We start from the raw sequence: 19,314 nt of genomic DNA, 5'->3' as shown, positions 1-19,314 counted from the left end.
CTGGGTCGGACACCGACTGTACCGTGTGCACGAACCTACGGGTAGAGCCACGCCCTGCGTGGCTGCGCGCCTCACACCCCGAGGTACTTGTCCTTCAACCGGACATAGTGGTCAGCCGAGTAATGCAGCGACTCGATCTCCTGGTCGCTCAGCGTACGCACCGGCCGTGCCGGGTTGCCCACCCACAGCTCGCCTTCGCCCACCACCTTGCCCGGCCCGATCACCGCGCCGGCCCCGACAAAGCTGTGCCGGCTGACCGTGGCCCCGTCCAGGATGCAGGCGCCCATGCCGATCAGGCTGTAATCGCCGATCGTGCAGGCATGGATGATGGTGCCGTGGCCGACGGTGACGCCCTCACCGATCAGCGTGGGGTAGCCGCCCTTGTTGTACGGGCTGTGGTGGCTGACATGGATGATGGTGCCATCCTGGAGGTTGCTGCGCGCCCCGATCCGCACATGGTTGACGTCGCCGCGGATCACCGTGCCCGGCCACACCGACACATCCTCGCCCAGCACCACATCGCCGATGATCGTGCAGGCCGGATCGATGTAGGCGCGTTCGCCGACGACGGGGAAGGTGTCAAGGAAGGGACGAAGGGGGGACATGGCAAACTCCAGGCAGACGCAGACCCTCGATTGTAGAGCCACGCCCTGCGTGGCTGCGCGGCGCCGGAACGAAGAGCAGCCACGCAGGGCGTGGCGCTACGGTCGGAATCGGGTCTAGGCCACGCGCGAACGCCGCGCACGCTCCAGGTGCACCAGCAGCAGCGAGATCGCCGCCGGGGTCATGCCGGGAATGCGCTGGGCCTGGCCGATGGTCTGCGGGCGCACCCGCTCCAGCTTCTGCTGCACTTCGGCCGACAGCCCGCGCACGCTGGCGTAATCGAATGCCGCATCGATGGCCGTGTTCTCATGGCGCTGCTGGCGTTCGATTTCCTCGCGCTGGCGGTCCAGGTAGCCGGCGTACTTCACCCCGATCTCGACCTGTTCGGCCACCTTCGCGTCCGCCACGCCCGGGCCCAGCGAAGGCACCTGCATGAGCTTGGCGTAGTCCAGTTCGGGGCGCTTGATCAGGTCCAGCACGTTGGTTTCGCGGCTGACCGCCACGCCCAGCGCGGCTTCCACCTCGCGGCCCAGCGCGTTGGCCGGGGTGGCCCACAACGCACGCAGGCGCGCCGACTCCTGCGCCACCGCCTCCTGCTTGGCCTGGAACGCAGCCCAGCGGCGGTCGTCGACCACGCCCAGCGTGCGGCCGATGCCGGTCAGGCGCACATCGGCATTGTCTTCGCGCAGCTGCAGCCGGTACTCGGCGCGGCTGGTGAACATGCGGTACGGCTCGGTGGTGCCGTGGGTGATCAGGTCATCCACCAGCACGCCCAGGTAGGCTTCGTCGCGGCGCGGGCACCAGCCCGCCTGGTCGCGCACGCGGCGCGCGGCGTTGAGGCCGGCCAGCAGGCCCTGCGCGGCGGCTTCTTCATAGCCGGTGGTGCCATTGATCTGGCCGGCGAAGAACAGCCCGGACACCGCCTTGGTTTCCAGCGTGTTGTTCAACCCGCGCGGGTCGAAGAAGTCGTACTCGATGGCGTAGCCCGGCCGCGTGATGTGCGCGTTTTCGAAGCCACGGATGCTGCGCACCAGCGCCAGCTGCACATCGAACGGCAGCGAGGTGGAAATGCCGTTGGGGTAGATCTCCACCACGTCCAGCCCTTCGGGCTCGACGAAAATCTGGTGGCTGGCCTTTTCGGCAAAGCGCACCACCTTGTCTTCGATGGACGGGCAGTAGCGCGGGCCGATGCCCTCGATCTGGCCGCTGTACAGCGGCGAGCGGTGCAGCGCGCTGCGGATGATCTCGTGGGTGTGTTCGCTGGTGTGGGTGATCCAGCAGCTCACCTGGGCCGGGTGCTCGGCCACGCTGCCCAGGAAGGACATCACCGGGCGTGGGTCGTCCCCGGGCTGCTCGTCCATCACGCGGTAATCCAGCGAACGGCCATCGATGCGCGGCGGCGTGCCGGTCTTGAGCCGGTCGATCGAAAACGGGCGCTCGCGCAGGCGTGCGGCCAGCGTGGTGGCCGGCGGGTCGCCCATGCGGCCGGCGGCGTACTGGGTCTGGCCGACGTGGATCTTGCCGGCCAGGAAGGTGCCGGCGGTGAGCACCACGGCCGGGGCGTTGAACTGCAGCCCGGTCTGGGTGATGACGCCACGCACGGCGTCGCCTTCAATCACCAGGTCGTCCACGGCGGCCTGGAACACGGTCAGGTTCGGCTGTGCCTCGACCATGCCGCGGATGGCCATGCGGTACAGGTTGCGGTCGGCCTGGCAGCGGGTGGCGCGCACGGCCGGGCCCTTGGAGGCATTGAGCGTGCGCCATTGGATGCCGGCGCGGTCGGCGGCATGCGCCATGGCGCCGCCCAGGGCGTCGATTTCCTTGACCAGGTGGCCCTTGCCGATCCCGCCGATGGCCGGGTTGCAGCTCATCGCGCCGATGGTTTCCACGTTGTGGGTCAGCAGCAGGGTGCGCACGCCGCTGCGGGCAGCCGCCAGCGCGGCTTCGGTGCCGGCATGGCCGCCGCCGATCACGATGACGTCGTAGCCGTAGAATGAATCGGTCATGGGAAGCTCGGGCAGGGCCGGAACGGCCCGGAATCAGCCCTGGGACAGGGCGCGGTAGCCAATTTTAGCGCCGTTCGCGCCGGCTCCGTGAACGGGGGGATGCAAAAAAATCTGCAATCGACCCTAAAGTTGGCACGTTCTCTGCAGATAACCCAATAGCACCCAGGATGGCAGGCGCCGAAAGGCACTACGGACCGGAATTGGAACAGGGGCCGGTTCATGCGCATCGTGGGGAAGCAGAAGGGCCGGCAGTCGGGGGACTGTCGGCCCTGTTTTTATCGCCCCGGAATACAGAAGGCCCCGCCATTGGCGGGGCCTTCTGCGTTGTAGGTGCCGACATCCGACAGGGCCGGAACAGGGGGGATCCAGATGTTCCTGTCGGATATCGACATAGAGCTCAATGTGACGCCCATTGTCGCTTTTGTCACTTTTCGACCGAGGTCGTCACTGCCCGGCTAGATTGAACTGCCAGGCAGGTGAAAATCAAGCGGTCTCATCTCTCTTGTGTGCGCTGGTTCAACTTATCCATGGTCCGCCAGGGCGAACCGCTCTGCGGCCGCTGCTGCGGGGCCGGCCGGGACTGCGGCGCGCTCACCGGTCGCTGGGGCCGAGCCTGCTGCGGCGGACGGTTCGGGCGCTGTGGGCGCCCGCCCACCGAATCCATGTTCCGCCACGGCGAACCGCCGTTGTAGGACGGGCGCGGGCGGTCCGGCGGACGCACCTGGCCACCATTGCCGTTACCGGGACGCGGCGGCGGGCGGTGGTTGTGCGGCGGGCGATAGTTCGGGTACGGGCGGTAGATCGGGTAGTTGTAGCCACCGTACCCACCATAGCCGTAATAGCCGCCACCACCGTAGTAGCCGCTGCCGTAGCCGTATGGGTAACCGGCCGGGTAGCGGTACTCCGTGGACGGGGCACCGTGGTAATAACCGCTTCCGCCGCCACCGCCAACGTAATCGTAGGTCGCGCAACCGGACAGGGCCAACAACAGGCCGCCGGCAAGCATCAGGCGCATCTTCATGATCGGGTCCCCCCTTAGGGTATGGGCCCAGCTTCGGGCCCGCGCATTGAATCGACCCTTAATTCGGCCCGATCCGGATGAATGGTTGCCATCGTGACACGTTAATCTTGTGTCATGACCGATTCATCCCTGCCCTGCGTCGATGACCTGTTGGCTGCCGCCGCGCGGATCGCACCGCATGCCAGCGTCACTCCGGTGCTGCAATCGCAGACCCTGGACGGGTTGAGCGGGGCGCAGCTGGCCTTCAAGGCCGAGCATCTGCAACGGGGCGGCGCTTTCAAGTTCCGCGGTGCCTGCAACGCGGTCTGGGCGCTGCCTGAAGCCGTGGCTGCGCGCGGGGTGGTCACCCATTCGTCGGGCAACCATGGCGCCGCGCTGGCGCTGGCCGCACGCACCCGTGGCATTGCCTGCCATGTAGTGGTACCGGAAGGAGCGGTGGCGGCCAAGCTGGCCAACATCGTGCGCCATGGCGCGACGCTGTGGCGCTGCGCGCCAAGCATCGCCGCGCGTGAGGCCATGTGCGCACAGGTGGAAGCCAACACCGGCGCCACCCTGGTCCATCCCTATACCGACCATCGGGTCATCGCCGGGCAGGGCACCGCAGCGATGGAGCTGCTGGGCAGCCATGGCCCGTTCGACGCCCTGGTGGTGCCGGTTGGCGGCGGTGGGCTGGCCGCCGGTAGCCGACTGGCGCTGCAGGCCACCGCCCCGGGCACGCGGCTGGTGCTGGCCGAACCTGAAGGTGCGGCCGATACGGCCCGTTCGCTGGCCGCTGGCGAACGCTGCCTCGATTTCACCCCCGACACGATCTGCGACGGCCTGCGCGGCACCCTGGGCGCACCCAACTTCACGCTGCTGCACGGCGCGGCCGACGTCATCACCGTAGGCGACGACGCCACCGTCGCGGCCATGCGCCTGCTCTGGCAGGTGCTCAAGCAGGTGGTGGAGCCGTCATCGGCGATTGCGCTGGCTGCGATCCTGTCCCAGCCGGCGCGGTTTGCCGGGCAGCGGGTCGGGGTGGTGCTGTCCGGCGGCAACGTCGACCTGGACGCCCTGCCATGGGCCGCAGCATGAGCCGGCGCGCGCGCGTCGGGCTGGTGGGCTGGCTGTGGCGGCTGTGCATGCTGCTGGCGGCCTGGCTGCTGTGCGTGACCGCCTGGATCGTCTGGGTCGGCGAACGTGACCAGGCAGCCAAGGCCGACGCGATCATCGTGCTCGGGGCGGCGGCCTACGATACCAAGCCGTCGCCCGTGTTCGAAGAGCGCATTCGCCACGGGCTCGACCTGTACCGACAAGGCTATGCGCCGCTGCTGATCTTCACCGGGGGCTATGGCGGTACCGGCGCGCGCTTCTCCGAATCGCAGGTCGCACGCCGTTACGCGTTGAAGCAAGGCGTGCCGGAAGACGCGATCCTGATCGAAACCGCATCGCGTACCACCCGCCAGAACCTGGTCGAAGCGCGCGTGCTGATGGACCAGCACAAGCTGCACCGGGTGATCATCGTCAGCGATCCGCTGCACATGGCGCGCGCGCTGCGCCTGGCCCGCGAACTGGGCATCGATGCGCTGGCCTCGTCAACGCCGAGCACGCGCTTCCGCAGCTTCCACACCAGCTGGAAGTTCCTGGCGCAGGAAATTTATTTCTTCCACCGGGACATGTTCCCATCCGCCAACGGTTCCTGACCCGGCGCAGCCACGCAGGGCGTGGCCCTACCGCTTGTTACGTGGTCTTGCGCCGGATCGGAATCGCCGACACCGGCACGCTGGCCACATCCTGCCCGCGCTCACGAATTGGCGCCCCGGCATCCGGCGCCCATGCATGCGCGTAGATCACTTCCCAGCTGCTGGGCAGCGTGCCATCTTCGCGGCGCAGCGGCTCGTAGGCCGCGCGCGCTGCGGCGAAGCGGCCGCGCCCGGTCAGCGTATGCCGACGGTCGTGGCGCGCGTTGGTCGCACCAATCGCACGCAGTTCGCGCATCAGCGCGTCCATGTCGCGATAGGTCAGCGTGAACAGGTCGCGGTCCAGCACCGGGTCGCGGAAGCCGGACATCATCAGCGCATCGCCGAACTGGGCAATCGGCGGGAACCGGCTCACATGCGAGGTGTCATCGGCGCTGGCGAACGCATCGCGCAGCTCGATCAGCGTTTCCGGGCCGAAGGTGGAACACACCAGCAGTCCGCCGGGCTTGAGCACGCGGCGGAATCCGGCGAATACCGCCGGCAGGTCTTCCACCCACTGCAGGCACAGGTTGCTGTAGATCACATCCACGCTCTGGTCGCGCAACGGCAACGCCTGCGCATCGCCACACACGCGCGTGAACGGCTTCCACCAGCCGGCCTGCTTCTTCGCTTCGTGCAGCATCGGCTCGGCCATGTCCAGTGCGATCACCTGCGCCTTCGACCAGCGCTTCTTCATCGCCGCGCTGGCGTGCCCGGTGCCGCTGCCCACGTCCAGCACCACCTCCGGCTGCCGGCTTTCCAGGTAATCCAGCGATTCGAGCAGGCGCTTTTCCACCTCGCGCTGCAGGGCAGCGGCGGCGTCGTAACTGGTGGCGGCGCGCGAGAACGCGCGGCGGACATGCTGGGGATCGAAGCGGGTGGTCATGAAAGGCTCACGGCGTAAAACGAACAACATGCCGGGGTCTTCCCCGGCGCGGTAGCGCACGACCGTTGGTCGTGCGCAGGAAACTCAGAACGTACCCGGGTAGGCCCCACCATCAATCAACAGGTTCTGCCCGGTGATGTAACCCGACTGCGCACTGCACAGGAACGCACACGCCGCACCGAACTCATCGGCCGTGCCGAAACGCCCGGCCGGAATGTGCGTGCGCTTGCGCTCGGCGATCTGTCCGGCATCCACGCCCTGCTGCTGCGCCATGTAGGCGAAGTTGCCGCGCAGCCGGTCGGTGTCGAACTGGCCGGGCAGCAGGTTGTTGAGGGTGACGTTGTGGGCCACGGTACGACGTGCCAGCCCGGCCACGAAACCGGTCAGGCCCGAGCGCGCACCGTTGGACAGGCCCAGAATGTCGATCGGTGCCTTCACCGACGAAGAGGTGATGTTGACCACGCGGCCGAAGCCGCGCTCGATCATGCCGTCCACGGTGGCGCGGATCAGCGCGATCGGCGCCAGCATGTTCGCGTCCAGCGCGGCGATCCAGTCCTCGCGTTCGAACTGGCGGAAATCCCCGGCGGGCGGCCCACCGGCGTTGTTGACCAGGATGTCCACCTGTGGGCACGCGGCCAGCGCGGCAGCGCGCCCGGCCTCGGTGGTGACATCGGCCACTACCGTGACGACCCTGCCAGCACCCGGCAGCGCCTGCAGTTCCAGCCCGGCGCGGGCCAGGGCCTCTTCACCGCGGGCGGCGATCACCACGTTCACACCCTCGCGCACCAGTGCCCGAGCGCAACCCAGCCCCAGCCCTTTGCTGGCGGCGCAGACGAGGGCCCAGCGGCCGGCGATTCCAAGATCCATGCGTCAATTCCGTGAGGGTGGGCAGGCGTACATGATCGGCGATGCGTGGGCGGGTGGGTCAGGAAAGCGAGGCAACGAAGTGTTGCAGCTGCACCGCCACCGCGTCGGTGTGGCCAAGGAACGGCGCATGCCCGCCGTGGGCGACCACATGCACGGTGGAACGTGGCGCCAACGCGGCAGCGGCCTGAATTGCCCGTGCCGATACAAGCCGGTCGCGCTGCCCGGCCAGCCACAGGCTGGGCGTGGGCAGGCTGGGCAGGGCACCGCGCAGGTCGGTGTATTCCAGCAGGCGAAGACCTTCCTGCAGGGCGCGGGGCGCGGGTTCACCGCGTTCCACCAAAGCCGCGCGCAGGGTGCGCAGTTCCTGCCGGGCATGTTCGGAACCCATCGCATCCAGGGCCAGGAAGCGTTCCAGCGTACCCCGGTAGTCCTGCGCCAGGTCCTGGCCGAACTGCTCGAACACCGATGTTTCCACCGCGTGCGGCCAGTCCTCACCCCGCACGAAGCGCGGGGTGGCGGCGATCATCGCCAGCCCGCGCACCTTGGGCAGCGTGGCGGCCGCATGCAGCGCAAACAGGCCGCCCAGCGACCAGCCGCACCACACTGCCGGCGGCGTGGCGGCGGCAATCGCGCCGACCACGAACGGCAGGCGCAGCGGGGTGGCATCGTCGCGGCTGTTGCCGTGCCCGGGCAGGTCGACCAGGTGCAGCTCGAACTGCGCGGAAAGGCGTTCGACCAGGGGCGCGAACACGCCGCCATGCAAGGCCCAGCCGTGGATCAGTACCAGCGCCGGGCCGCTGCCGACGACCTCGATATGCATGCTCACACCCAATGACCGTGCATCACGCGCTCAGCGCGTCCAGCGTCTGCTGGCGCAGTACCTGGTCGCGCGCGTGGGCAATGGCATCGGTGAGCGCACGTACTTCCGGTACCGTGTGCAGCGCCGACAGGGTCACGCGCAGGCGCGCCTTGCCTTCGGGCACGGTCGGCGGGCGGATCGCACTGACCAGGAACCCGGCCGCTTCCAGCGCGGCCGACAGCGCCATCACCGTCGACTCGGCGCCGCACAGCAACGGCTGGATCGGGGTATCGGAGGGCATCAGCTCCAGCCCATGCTGGCGCGCACCGGCGCGGAATACGCCGACCAGTTCGGCCAGCTTTTCGCGGCGCCAGTCGTCGCGACGCGCCAGCTTCACTGCGGCGAGCGCGGCAGCGGCCTGCGCCGGCGGCACGGCGGTGGTGTAGATGTAGGGGCGCGCAGTTTCGGCCAGGTGATGAATCATCGCATCGTCGCCAACCACCAGCGCACCGCTGCCGCCCAGTGCCTTGCCCAGCGTGACCAGCTGCAGCGGCACGTCGGCCACGCCCAGCCCGGCTTCGGCCACGCAGCCGCGGCCGTGCTCGCCGATCACGCCCACGCCATGTGCGTCGTCCACATACAACAGCGCTTCCTGCATGCGGGCCACCAGCGACAGCGAGCGCAGCGGGGCGATATCGCCATCCATGCTGAAGACACCATCGGTGACCAGCATCGCCGCACCATCAGGCGCGTGCTTGAGCTGGCGCAGTGCGCCTTCGGTATCCAGGTGCGGGTAGCGGCGCAGACGGCAGCCGGCCAGGCGCGTGGCGTCGAGCAGGCTGGCGTGGTTGAGGCGGTCCTGCACGCACACATCGTCTTCTTCGCTGAGCAGCGCCTGCTGCACCGCCAGGTTGGCGGCAAAGCCGCTGCCGAACAGCAGCGCACGCGGGTAGCCCAGCCAATCGGCCACTTCCTGTTCCAGTGCCTCATGCAGCGCATGGTGGCCGCAGATCAGGTGTGAGGCGGTGGCGCCGGCGCCTTCGCGTGCGGCGGCATCCTGCAGCGCGCTGACCACGCCGAACTGCTGGGACAGGCCCAGGTAATCGTTGCTGCAGAAGCCGGTGAGCCACTGGCCGTTGACCTCCAGGCGCACGCCATCGCGCCGGGTCACCGTGCGGCGCACGCGGAGTCGGCCCTGCGCGTCGCGAAGCTTGCGCTGGGACTGGATGCGGTCGTGCAGGTCAGGACGGGCCATGGTCGTCAATGTCATGGGCAGGCAGGGCAGCTAGCGTACCCGGTTGCCGGGCGCTGTGCTGCACCGCCCGGGGCCGGGCTCAGGCCGCTTGTCCGCAACCACCGCCACAGGTGATGTCGGCATGCACGGTGCCCGGGTGGTCATGCCCGGCGGCATCCATCTGCACCGCCATTGGGCGCAGGCCCAGCCGACTGAACAGGGCCAGGTCGCGTTCGGTGTCGGGGTTGCCGGTGGTCAGCAGTTTCTCGCCGTAGAAGATGGAGTTGGCCCCGGCCAGGAAACACAGCGCCTGCAGCTCATCGCTCATCGATTCGCGCCCGGCAGACAGCCGCACCATCGCCCTGGGCATGACGATCCGGGCCACTGCGATCATGCGCACGAACTCGAATGGATCGAGTTCGGCACTGCCATGCAGCGGCGTGCCGGCAACCTGCACCAGCCGGTTGATCGGCACCGAATCGGGGTGCGCCGGCAGGTTGGCCAGCGCCAGCAGCAGTCCGGCGCGGTGCGCGCGGGTTTCGCCCATGCCGACAATGCCGCCGCAGCAGGTCTTCAGCCCGGCCCCGCGCACGTGTTCCAGCGTATCCAGGCGGTCCTGGTACTGGCGGGTGTGGATGATCGAGTCGTAGTAGTCCGGCGCGGTATCCAGGTTGTGGTTGTAGTAGTCCAACCCGGCTTCGCGCAGCGCCACGGCCTGCGCGCCATCGAGCATGCCCAGCGTGGCGCAGGTTTCCAGCCCCAACGCCTTCACTTCGCGGATCATCGCCGCCACCTTGGGGATGTCGCGATCCTTGGGCGAACGCCACGCCGCGCCCATGCAGAACCGCGATGCACCCGCCGCCTTGGCCTGGCGGGCCTTGGCGACCACATCCTCGGTGGCCATCAACTTCTGTGCGCTCACCCCGGTGTCATAGCGCTGCGCCTGCGGGCAGTACGCGCAGTCTTCCGGGCAGCCGCCGGTCTTGACCGACAGCAGGGTCGAGACCTGCACCTCCGCCGGATCAAACCGCTCCCGGTGCACGCCCGCTGCCTGGAACAGCAGCTCGGGGAACGGCAGGTCGAACAGCGCCAGCAGCTCCTCGTGGTGCCAGTCGTTGCGGATGACAGAAGCCATGGGAGTGTCCTGACAGATTGGGGAACGAAAGGGCGGCAGTCTGGTGAGGTTGAGGGAGACTGTCAACCATATGAACTTTAGAAAAGTTTACGACGTGCTGGGCTGGTTGGGGCATCAATGCTTGCCGCTGCGTTGCCTGGTCTGCGCCAACCCGGGCAATGACGGGCTGGATCTATGCGCCGTCTGCTACGCCGAGCTGCCCTGGAACGACCATGCCTGCCCGTTGTGCGCGTTGCCGCTGCCGCCGGACGAACCGGCTGCAGCCTGCGGTGCCTGTCTGCGCGAGCCGCCGCGGCAGGTCGGGGCGGCGGCGACCTTCCTGTATGCGCCGCCGATCGACCGGCTGGTGCTGCGCTTCAAGTTCCACCAGGACCTGGCGGCCGGGCGGCTGCTCTCCCAGCTGATGCTGCACGCCGTGCCCGATTTCGCACAGCACCCGCTGCTGCCGATGCCCCTGCACGGGCGCCGGCTGCGCGAACGGGGTTACGACCAGGCCCGGGAACTGGCCCGCCCGCTGGCGAGGAACCTGAAGCTGCCGTTGTGGAACGGGCTGTGTCGCAGCCGGGCGACGATGGCCCAGTCCACGCTTGACGCTGAAGCCCGCCGCCAGAACCTGCGCGGAGCCTTCGCCGTGCAGGCCGCCCCGCCGCCCCGGCTGACCCTGGTCGACGATGTGATGACCACCGGCGCCACCCTGGACGCGGCCGTGCGCGCGCTGCGCCGGTCCGGGCTGCGCGAGGCCACCCTGTGGGTCTGTGCCCGGGCGCCTTGAGTCCTTGTCGCGGTCTGCACACGGGGTGGGCCTAGCATCGCCGCTGACCTCCCTCCAGGAACATCATCATGAGCCAGGCTCCGGAACTGCGCACCACCTCGCTGTTGTCGCTGGTTGGCCGCAGCTGGTGGGTGGTGTTGCTGTATGGCCTGCTGGCGGTAGGCTTTGGCCTGCTCGCCATTACCCGGCCACTGTCCGCCGCTGCGGGGCTGGCCTGGGCCATCGGCGTGATGGCGCTGGTGGAAGGCCTGATCAGCCTGTTCGCGGTGTTCAGCGGCGACAGCGGCACGCCGCGCGGCTGGGCGCTGGTCTACGCGCTGGCCTCGATCGGTTTCGGCGCACTGGCCGTGATCAACCCGCTGGTGACCGCGAAGGTGCTGGTGCTGCTGCTGGCGATCTGGCTGATCATCGCCGGCGTGTACCGCATCGTGTTCGCCATCCGGGTGCGCAAGCAGATCGAGGGCGAATGGCTGCTGATCGTCAGCGGCCTGCTCGCCATCGTGCTCGGCGCAATGATGGTGGCCAACCCGCGGGGCGGGGTGGCGGTGACCACGCTGTGGATCGGTATCGGCAGCCTGGTCTACGGGGTGCTGCAGATCGTCGTGGCGTTCCGGCTGCGGAAGTTGCGCTGAAGCCGAAGCATTCAACCACGACCGAATCGCGCCTCGATCTCCTCCAGCGTCTTGCCCTTGGTCTCCGGCAGCAGGAAGGCGGCGACCAGGAAGTACAGCAGCGTGCACCCGGCCCAGAAGAAGAACATGCTGGCGTAGCCGTGGTGGCCCACTGTAGGCAGGAAGATCGCGGCGATCACCGTGGACACGAACTGGTTGATCAGCAGCGCGATGCTCATGCCGTTGGAGCGGATGCGGGTGGGCATCAGCTCGGACAGCGCCAGCCACACGCATACGCCGGGGCCGACCGCGAAGAAGGCGACGAAGAGCAGGATGCAGCCGGCCACCAGCCAGCCGTGGGTGGGCGAGGGCACCGGGCCGATCACAGCACGTTCGATCACCAGTGGCGCCTGCGCGGCGGCGGCCGGATCCGGGAACGGATTGAGATTCACGCGGCGGAAGAACGCCCCGATCACGCTGTCTGCCGACACCGCATCCTCACGGCGGATCTGCAGCGTGGCGTCGATCGGGTTGTCGCTGCGCAGCGAGCGCACGTTGCTGAAGCCGCCGTAGGCATACGAGACCGTAAGCTGCAGCGGCTGCCCGCCCGCGTTGCCCTCCAGCCGCCGCCATTGCGCGGCATCCATCGGCAGCGACAGTGACTGCCCGTATACCTGCTGCTGCAGCGCGGGCTGTACATCCAACCGCCCATGTTCGCTGCGCACGAACAGCAGCGCCGCACCGAGCAGGGCGATGGTAATGCCGCCGGTGCCCAGCATCAGCAGGAACTTGCGGCCCTTTCGATCCACCAGTACCAGCGCCACCACGGTCATCAGCGCGTTGAGCAGCTTGATGGATACATCGGCCCAGTTGGCTACCGCGCCGGGCAGGCCGGCCTGGTTGAGGATGTTCACCGCATAGGCCAGCACCGAGTTGATGCCGGTGGCCTGGGTGAACGCCAGCACCAGGCAGGCCAGCACGAAGGGCCACACGTAGCGGCGGCTCAGCAGTGGATCGCGCTTGGCCGGCGTGCCATCGCTGGCCGGCGCATCGGGTGCCTGCATGCGTGCCAGCGTGGATTCCACCTCCGCCGGGGCAACCGTGCGTTGCAGCGCGCTGCGCGCCCTGGCAATGCGCCCACGCCGCACCAGCCAGCGCGGTGATTCGCTGATCAGCAGCGCGCCGACGGTGAACACCAGCCCGGGCAACAGGCAGCTCCAGAAGATGGTGCGCCAGGCATGGTCCTTCACCGCGAACAGCAGGCGCTGCTGCTCCTCGCCCGGCAGGTGGCGCACGGCCGCAGCGGCCGCGTCCACGCTGTGCGCCTGGTACAGCCCGATCACCGCGGCCAGCACCAGGCCGATGGTCAGCAGCAGTTGGAACATCGCCGCGCCGCGCCCGCGCTGCTCCGGGCTGAGTACTTCAGCCAGGTACAAAGGCACCACCACGCCGATCAGACCGCCGCTGATGCCCTGCAGCAGCCGCCCCATCAACAGCGGGCCGTAGCCTTCGGACAGCGCCATCACGGGAATGCTTGCCGTGAACAACACGCCGGCCAGCACCATCGCACCGCGCCGGCCGATCAGGTCGGCCACTGCGCCGGCAAACAGCGAGGACAGCACGCTGCCCAGCAGCACGGCCGCAACCACGAAGCCAAGCTGCTGGGTGGTGAGGTGCCAGCTGGCCGTGGCGGTGGCCTCCAGGTAAGGCAGGGCGCCGGCGATGATGCCGATGTCGATGCCGTAGAGCAGGCCGCCCATGCCGCCGATGAACAACAGATAGCGTATCGGCCAACGCGGCGCGTTGGCGGAAGCGGGCACGGGCATAACGGCGGAAACGTCGTTCATGGTGCGATCCTGTCTACGTTGGAACGCGCCGCACGCGGCGCGGAATCACTCAGTCAAGCGCGATGCGTTCGCCTTCCACCACCACCTGCTGCACGCGCAGGTCGTGGTCGAGCACCACCAGGTCGGCCCACGCACCCGGTTGCAGGCGGCCGCGATCGTCCAGGCCCAGATAGTCGGCTGGGTAGCGTGAAACGCGGTTGGAGGCGTCATCCAACGCCAGTCCCAGCGCAACCAGGTTGCGCAGCGCCTGGTCCATGGTCAGCGCGCTGCCGGCCAGCGAACCGCTTTCCAGGCGCACGCAGCCCAGGCACTTGTGCACGCGCTGCACGCCCAGTGCGTACTCGCCATCGGGCATGCCGGTGGCAGCGGTGGCATCGGTCACGCAGTACAGGCGCGGAATGGCGCGCAGTGCGGTGCGGATCGCGCCGGGGTGCACGTGCTGCAGGTCGGGAATCAGTTCGGCGTACTCGGCATGCGCCAACGCGGCCGTGGCGATGCCGGGGTGGTAGTGGTCCACGCCGGTCATGCCGTTGAAAAGGTGGGTGAAACCGGCGGCGCCCGCACCCAGCGCGGCCACGCCCTGCTCATAGGTGCCGGCGCTGTGGCCCAGCTGCACGCGGATGCCCAGTGCACTCAGCGCGGGAATCAACGCCAGGTGCTGGCCGATCTCCGGCGCCAGGGTCAGCACCTTGATCGGGGCGATGGCATGCAGGCGGCGCACATCGTCCAGCGTGGCTTCCACTACCAGCGGCGGCTGCGCGCCCAGGCGCTCGGCACTGATGAAGGGGCCTTCCAGATGCACGCCCAGTACCCGTGCCATGCCGGGCCCGCGCTGCGCGATCGCCGTGGACAGGCCCTGCAGCGCGCGGTCGATGTCCTCCGCCCCGGCGGTCATGGTGGTGCCCAGCAGTGCGGTGGTGCCATGTCGCGCATGCGCGCGTGCCACCGTCTGCGCGGTATCCCCGCCCTGCATGATGTCCACCCCGGCACCGCCATGCACGTGCAGGTCGATGAAGCCGGGCAGGATCAGCGGCACCTGGTCATCACCACGCGGATCGGCGTGGTGACTGTTGATCGAGACGATGCGCTGTTTGTAGGCGATGTCGCCGCGTACCCACCCGAACGGGGTGAGCATGCGGCCATGCAGGGTGGAGATGGGGCTCAAGGGGGCGACTCGGCAATGATCACTTCGATGCCCAGCTTCTGCAGCCCTTCCAGGTGCTCTGCGTCGATGCTGGCGTCGGTGATGACGGTGTGGACCTGGTCCAGGCGGGCAATGCGGTGCAGGCTGACGTGGCCGAACTTGGAGGCATCGGTGAGCACCACCACGCGCCGCGCGCGTTCGACCATGCGGTGGTTGAGGCTGGCTTCGGCCTCATGATGGGTGGTGAGCCCGAACTGCAGGTCCAGCCCGTCCACGCCCAGGAACAGGGTGTCGAAGCTGTAGGTGTTGAGGCTGGCTTCGGCCTGGCTGCCCTGCAGCGACAGTGACTGCTTGCGCAGCAGGCCGCCGGTGAGCAGCAGCTCCACGCCCGGTGCGTTGGCCAGCTCCCAGGCGATGTTCAGCCCGTTGGTCATCACCGTCACATCGCGATGCGCGCGCAGGTGGCGCGCCAGGGTCATGGTGGTGGAACCGGAATCGATGATGATGTTGTCGCCGGCCCGCACCAGCTGCGCCGCGTGCGCGCCGATGCTGTCCTTCAGCGGCAGGTTCAGCGTGTCCTTCTCATGGATGTCCTGTTCCAGCGGCGGCTTGCGCACCAGCGTGGCGCCGCCGTGGGTGCGCGTGGCCAGGCCCTGCGATTCGATGTGGGTCAGGTCGGCGCGGATGGTCACTGCCGATACGCCGAAGCGTTCCACCAGTTCGCTGACCTGCACGTTGCCGTGCTCGACCAGCAACTGCAGGATCTGTTGGCGACGCTGCCGTGTGTTTCGCATGGAGGCGATTCCGTTCGGAAGGAAAGCCGAAGCTTACCGTTCCGAAAGCTCCATGGCAGAAAAGGTTTCGTTATCCGGGCCAACTGCGTTGCAAACACAAGCACGCGCGTACTCGGCCAGGCGCAGGCCCACCTTGTGCCGGATCAGCGCCAGTGGCTCGGCTGCCAGTTCGCCGGCCTGGACCGCGCGCAGCTGCTCGGGCAGGTATTGGCTGAGCAGCATCAGCGGCGGTACGTGCCGGGTAAGGTTGTCCACCAGCGTGGCCAGCGCGGCCCGTACGGCCGGCTCGCCCCAGTAATAGCGGCTGCGGTCGCTCAGCGAATACGCGCGCAACAGGCGCTGTTCGTGCGCATTGCCCTGGTAGTAGCTGGCCCAGCTGCCCGGCTTGTCGAGCATGCAACGGTCCAACACCTCGATGATCTGCGAGGCTTCCGCCGCAGGCAGGAGCTCGCGTTCGATCATCGCCAGCGCGAACACCGCTTCGCGGAACGCATAGGTCGCCGCGGGGCCGACCTTGAGGATGGCGAAGTGGTCGCGTACCAGTGCATGCAGGCCGGCTTCGGTCTGGTAATCGGTGGAATGCGCTTCGAACACGATGCGCGGCTGGGTTTCCACGAACGCGGACAGTGCCTTCGCGGCAACCGGATCGTAGTGGTGCACGCTGCTGTGGTCGAAATCCACGCCGGGCTGCACCACCATCGCGATCACGCGTTCCCAGGCCGGCAGCAGGTCCGGCGCGGAGAACGCTTCACGGTGGATTGCCAGGGTGGTGGCTGCGGCGGTGGGCGTGGTGACCGCCAATCCCCCTTCCAGCGAGGCTTCGCCACCGGGCACCGGCACTTCGGTGCCGATCACATACACCGGCGGCGGCAGGCCATTGTCGGCGGCGGTGCGTTCGGCAATGCGCGCCAGCTCGGCCGAGCGCGCGGCCACGATCGCATCGGGCAGCGGGGTCGGGTCGTCGGCGCAGGACATGCTGCAGTCCAGGTGGATCTTGTGGAAGCCGGCGGCCACGTAGGCGGCAACCAGGGTGCGCGCATTGGCCATCGCGAGCTCGGCCGGACCCTTCTGCCACGCATTCGGGCCGAGATGGTCGCCACCGAGGATCAGCCGCTCGGCCGGGAAGGCGTGGCTGCGTGCCAGCTGCAGCACGTAATCGCGGTACTGCGGCGGGGTCATGCCGGTGTAGCCGCCGAACTGGTCCACCTGGTTGGAGGTGGCCTCGATCAGCAGCACCGTGTCATGGTCGCGCGCGACCTGCATGGCCGCCAGCAGCACCTGCTCGTTGCTGCAGCACACGCTGTACAGGCCAACGGGCTGGCCCTGGCGATGGGCGGCGATCAACGATTGGACGGCAGACATGGCAACACTCCAGGTGCGGCGGGAAAAAGGAACTCAGGATGCGGGATGGTGCTGGCGCGCCAGCAGCGCCGCGCCGCGTGCACCGCCGGCATCGCCGAAGGCCGGCGGCAGGATCGGGGGCACGCGCACGCCGTTGAACAGGTACGGCTCAATGGCGGCGGGCAGGTCGCGGTACAGCTGCTCCAGCTTCGACAGCCCGCCACCGAGCACGATCACGTGCGGGTCCAGCGCCAGGATCAGGCTGGCGAAGCTGTAGCCAAGCAGGTCGCGGTGGATGGCCAGCGCCTGCAGCGCGATCGGGTCACCGGCGTGCGCCTGTTCCACAACGGCGGTGGCGTCGCAGGCCTGGCCACCCTGGCGTTCGTGGATCATCGCCAGGCCGCTGCCGGAGACGTAGCGCTCCAGGCAGCCGCGCAGCCCACAGCCGCAGTCCAGCAGCGGCAGGTCATGACGCAGTTGCAGGGTGGCGGGCAGGCTCCAGTGGCCCCACTCGCCGGCGATGCCGTTATTGCCCGCCACCAGCCGCCCCTCCAGGCAATAGCCGCCACCGGCGCCGGTGCCGAGGATCACCCCGAACATGCTGGGGTAACCGGCCGCCGCGCCGTCGTGCGCTTCGGACAACGCGAAACACTGCAGGTCGTTGCCCAACGCCAGCGGGCACTGCAGCCGCGCTTCCAGGTCGCGCCCCACCGTGTGGCCGCTGAGCGCGGGCACGTTGGCGCTCAACTGGCGGCCACTGTCGCGGTCGCGCACGCCGGGCAGGCCCAGGCCCACCGCAACGGCTCGCGTGCCCAGTGCGGCATCGGCGTCGTCCACCAGCTGGCCGACCGCAGCCACGAAGGCGGCGTAGTCGTGGGTAGGCGTGGCCACGCGCTGGCGGTGGTGCACCGTCAACGCCGCGTCACAGGCCACCAGTTCGATCTTGGTGCCCCCGATATCGATGCCGTACCAGGTCTGCATGGGCGCGGTCTGCTCAGCCATGGGCGTGGATGGTCACACCCTGCACCACGCGGTTGACCGTGCCATCGGGGAACGGGTTGTCCGGGGTCAGGCCGAGCGCCGCCGAACGCTGCAGCGCGAAGCACTGCGCCATCACCAGCCACAGCGGCGCCAGCCACGGATCGGGCAGGGCAGGAACGTCGAGCAGGAAATCGCCTTCGGCACTGCCGCTGCCGGTCGGGCCGACCGAGATCACGCGCGCGGCGATGCCGTCGCGACGCAGTTCCTCCAACAGGTCCTGTTCGTAGCGGCGTGCCAGCGGCTGTGCGCTGCGCAACACCACCACCAACGTGGTGCCATTGAGCGTGGACTTCGGGCCGTGGCGGAAACCGAGCGGGGTATTGGCCAGTGCCAGCACCCGGCCGGCGGTGAGTTCGAGCACCTTCAGCGCTGCTTCGCGCGCGGTCGCTTCCAGCGGGCCACTGCCCAGGTAGATCACGCGCGAGATATCGGTCCGGGCCAGCGCCGCTACCGGTGCATCCCAGCGGCTGACGGCCTGGGCGCCGCGTTCGGCCACGTTGTGCAGGCGCGCGATGCGCTGCGCCCACGGCGCGCTGTCGAACACGCTCAGCGCGGCCAGCAGCATGCAGCTCAGGCTGCTGGTCATGGCAAAGGCGCGGTCGCAGCTGGCCGGCGGCATCAGCAGCGACAGCGTGTCCTCGCGGCCCTGGCCGCGTTGGGCCAGCGCACCTTCGGCATTGCAGGTGATGTCCAGGAAGCGCGCGTCATCCACCCGCGCCCGCACCAGGTCCACGGCCGCCACGCTTTCCGGGCTGGAGCCGCTGCGCCCGAACGACACCAGCAGGGTCGGCCGGTCGCGCTGCAGGTACAACGCCGGGTGGGTGAGCAGGGTGGTGGTGTGGATGGCGCGAACGTCCGCCGGCCACTGCGCGTTTATCTGGTCGGCCACCATCTCGGCGATGAAGCCTGAACTGCCGGCGCCGGTGAAGATGACCCGCTGGCCGGGCTGGCGCAGCGCTTCACCCAGGAACGTATCGATGCGTTCGCGGGTGCCCACCAACACGTCGGCCAACGCCGACCACAGTGCTGGTTGCTGCGCGATCTCTTCTGCGGTGTGCGCGCCACCCTGGCGCTGCCAGGCGGGCATATCGGGGAGCAGAGTGACGTCCATTCGCTATTCCTGTTGGGCGACCGCACGATCAGCGTTTTCTTTCGAAATGTCAATTATCGAAAGATAAAAATAAGATATCCGGGTCACAGTTTTCGATCGCAATGTCGCGTCATCCGCGATTGATGACACCTATCCATTCATATTTAAAGGGAAAGTTGACGCATTCAGCTGGGAGAAAGAAAGTGGTGCTTCGCATCATCTTTCGTTTTGATAGAATTCCTAATCTTTTTTCTTTTCAATTTCTTGACATCTTTCGATCGCCTGCCCCATAGTCGGCCGCACTGGTTTCGGACACCCGCCGAACGCGGGCTTTGGGGGCGAAGTGGTTACCCGTTGTCGACGCACCGTGCTGGCCATCTCTCTTCTGTCGCCGCTGCTGCTGGC

18 protein-coding genes are annotated in these 19,314 nt (G+C 68.2%); 4 read left to right on the top strand and 14 right to left on the bottom strand.

The genetic code is table 11. The features are described 5' to 3' along the window. Positions 1-71 precede the first annotated feature (71 nt). From WIX41_RS08140 to WIX41_RS08130, 3 genes are all read right to left on the bottom strand, one after another. A complete protein-coding gene (locus WIX41_RS08140; RefSeq protein ID WP_339446578.1) occupies positions 72-605 on the bottom strand; it encodes a gamma carbonic anhydrase family protein in 534 nt (177 codons plus the stop codon). 114 nt (positions 606-719) lie between these two features. Further along, the gene (gene mnmG / locus WIX41_RS08135; protein WP_339446577.1) at positions 720-2,609 is read right to left on the bottom strand and encodes a tRNA uridine-5-carboxymethylaminomethyl(34) synthesis enzyme MnmG; all 1,890 of its coding nucleotides are present in this window, start codon (positions 2,607-2,609) and stop codon (positions 720-722) included. Between the two features lie 493 nt (positions 2,610-3,102). Next, positions 3,103-3,630, bottom strand: coding sequence for a hypothetical protein (locus WIX41_RS08130; RefSeq protein WP_339446576.1), 528 nt, complete (start codon positions 3,628-3,630; stop codon positions 3,103-3,105). A 114-nt stretch (positions 3,631-3,744) separates the two neighbouring features. Between WIX41_RS08130 and WIX41_RS08125 the strand changes: the two genes are divergently transcribed. After that, on the top strand, positions 3,745-4,704 hold the full coding sequence (locus tag WIX41_RS08125) for a pyridoxal-phosphate dependent enzyme (protein WP_339446575.1): 960 nt from the start codon (positions 3,745-3,747) through the stop codon (positions 4,702-4,704). Continuing rightward, complete coding sequence (locus tag WIX41_RS08120; protein WP_339446574.1) at positions 4,689-5,312, top strand: YdcF family protein; 624 nt, start codon at positions 4,689-4,691, stop codon at positions 5,310-5,312. Before WIX41_RS08125 ends, WIX41_RS08120 begins: the two co-directional genes overlap by 16 nt. A gap of 37 nt (positions 5,313-5,349) precedes the next feature. On the opposite strand, the gene bioC is transcribed toward WIX41_RS08120, so the two are convergent. The 5 genes from bioC to bioB form a co-directional block, all read right to left on the bottom strand. Beyond that, positions 5,350-6,234, bottom strand: a complete 885-nt coding sequence (gene bioC, locus WIX41_RS08115; protein ID WP_339446573.1) for a malonyl-ACP O-methyltransferase BioC — start codon at positions 6,232-6,234, stop codon at positions 5,350-5,352. Between the two features lie 84 nt (positions 6,235-6,318). Then, positions 6,319-7,101, bottom strand: coding sequence for an SDR family oxidoreductase (locus tag WIX41_RS08110; protein WP_339446572.1), 783 nt, complete (start codon positions 7,099-7,101; stop codon positions 6,319-6,321). Positions 7,102-7,159: 58 nt separating this feature from the next. Continuing rightward, positions 7,160-7,921, bottom strand: a complete 762-nt coding sequence (bioH, locus tag WIX41_RS08105) for a pimeloyl-ACP methyl ester esterase BioH (RefSeq protein ID WP_339449446.1) — start codon at positions 7,919-7,921, stop codon at positions 7,160-7,162. A 22-nt stretch (positions 7,922-7,943) separates the two neighbouring features. Beyond that, positions 7,944-9,155: an 8-amino-7-oxononanoate synthase gene (gene bioF, locus WIX41_RS08100; protein ID WP_339446571.1), complete on the bottom strand. Its 1,212-nt coding sequence runs from the start codon at positions 9,153-9,155 to the stop codon at positions 7,944-7,946. Between the two features lie 79 nt (positions 9,156-9,234). After that, positions 9,235-10,269 (bottom strand): biotin synthase BioB, encoded by a 1,035-nt coding sequence (bioB, locus tag WIX41_RS08095; RefSeq protein ID WP_339446570.1) that lies wholly within the window; start codon positions 10,267-10,269, stop codon positions 9,235-9,237. A gap of 70 nt (positions 10,270-10,339) precedes the next feature. Between bioB and WIX41_RS08090 the strand changes: the two genes are divergently transcribed. Next, positions 10,340-11,041, top strand: coding sequence for a ComF family protein (locus tag WIX41_RS08090; protein ID WP_339446569.1), 702 nt, complete (start codon positions 10,340-10,342; stop codon positions 11,039-11,041). Between the two features lie 68 nt (positions 11,042-11,109). Continuing rightward, positions 11,110-11,673, top strand: a complete 564-nt coding sequence (locus WIX41_RS08085) for an HdeD family acid-resistance protein (RefSeq protein WP_339446568.1) — start codon at positions 11,110-11,112, stop codon at positions 11,671-11,673. Positions 11,674-11,684: 11 nt separating this feature from the next. Here the strand turns inward: WIX41_RS08085 and WIX41_RS08080 are convergent, their stop codons facing one another. The 6 genes from WIX41_RS08080 to WIX41_RS08055 are packed head-to-tail and all read right to left on the bottom strand — an operon-like array spanning position 11,685 to position 18,930. Next, positions 11,685-13,499 (bottom strand): MFS transporter, encoded by a 1,815-nt coding sequence (locus tag WIX41_RS08080; protein ID WP_339446567.1) that lies wholly within the window; start codon positions 13,497-13,499, stop codon positions 11,685-11,687. A gap of 49 nt (positions 13,500-13,548) precedes the next feature. Continuing rightward, positions 13,549-14,664: an N-acetylglucosamine-6-phosphate deacetylase gene (gene nagA / locus WIX41_RS08075; RefSeq protein WP_409187346.1), complete on the bottom strand. Its 1,116-nt coding sequence runs from the start codon at positions 14,662-14,664 to the stop codon at positions 13,549-13,551. Then, the gene (locus WIX41_RS08070; RefSeq protein ID WP_339446566.1) at positions 14,661-15,437 is read right to left on the bottom strand and encodes a DeoR family transcriptional regulator; all 777 of its coding nucleotides are present in this window, start codon (positions 15,435-15,437) and stop codon (positions 14,661-14,663) included. Before WIX41_RS08070 ends, nagA begins: the two co-directional genes overlap by 4 nt. Before the next feature lie 33 nt (positions 15,438-15,470). Next, positions 15,471-16,799 (bottom strand): D-tagatose-bisphosphate aldolase, class II, non-catalytic subunit, encoded by a 1,329-nt coding sequence (locus WIX41_RS08065; protein WP_339446565.1) that lies wholly within the window; start codon positions 16,797-16,799, stop codon positions 15,471-15,473. Between the two features lie 33 nt (positions 16,800-16,832). Beyond that, positions 16,833-17,780 (bottom strand): ROK family protein, encoded by a 948-nt coding sequence (locus WIX41_RS08060; protein ID WP_339446564.1) that lies wholly within the window; start codon positions 17,778-17,780, stop codon positions 16,833-16,835. Continuing rightward, positions 17,773-18,930, bottom strand: coding sequence for an SIS domain-containing protein (locus tag WIX41_RS08055; RefSeq protein WP_339446563.1), 1,158 nt, complete (start codon positions 18,928-18,930; stop codon positions 17,773-17,775). The genes WIX41_RS08060 and WIX41_RS08055 overlap by 8 nt, the downstream gene beginning before the upstream one ends. Positions 18,931-19,314 lie beyond the last annotated feature (384 nt).

It is taken from the genome of Stenotrophomonas sp. AB1(2024), from assembly GCF_037482345.1.
GTDB lineage: Bacteria > Pseudomonadota > Gammaproteobacteria > Xanthomonadales > Xanthomonadaceae > Stenotrophomonas.
The sequence above is the reverse complement of the archived record's forward strand: the minus strand, read 5'-3'. Positions and strand labels throughout refer to the sequence as shown.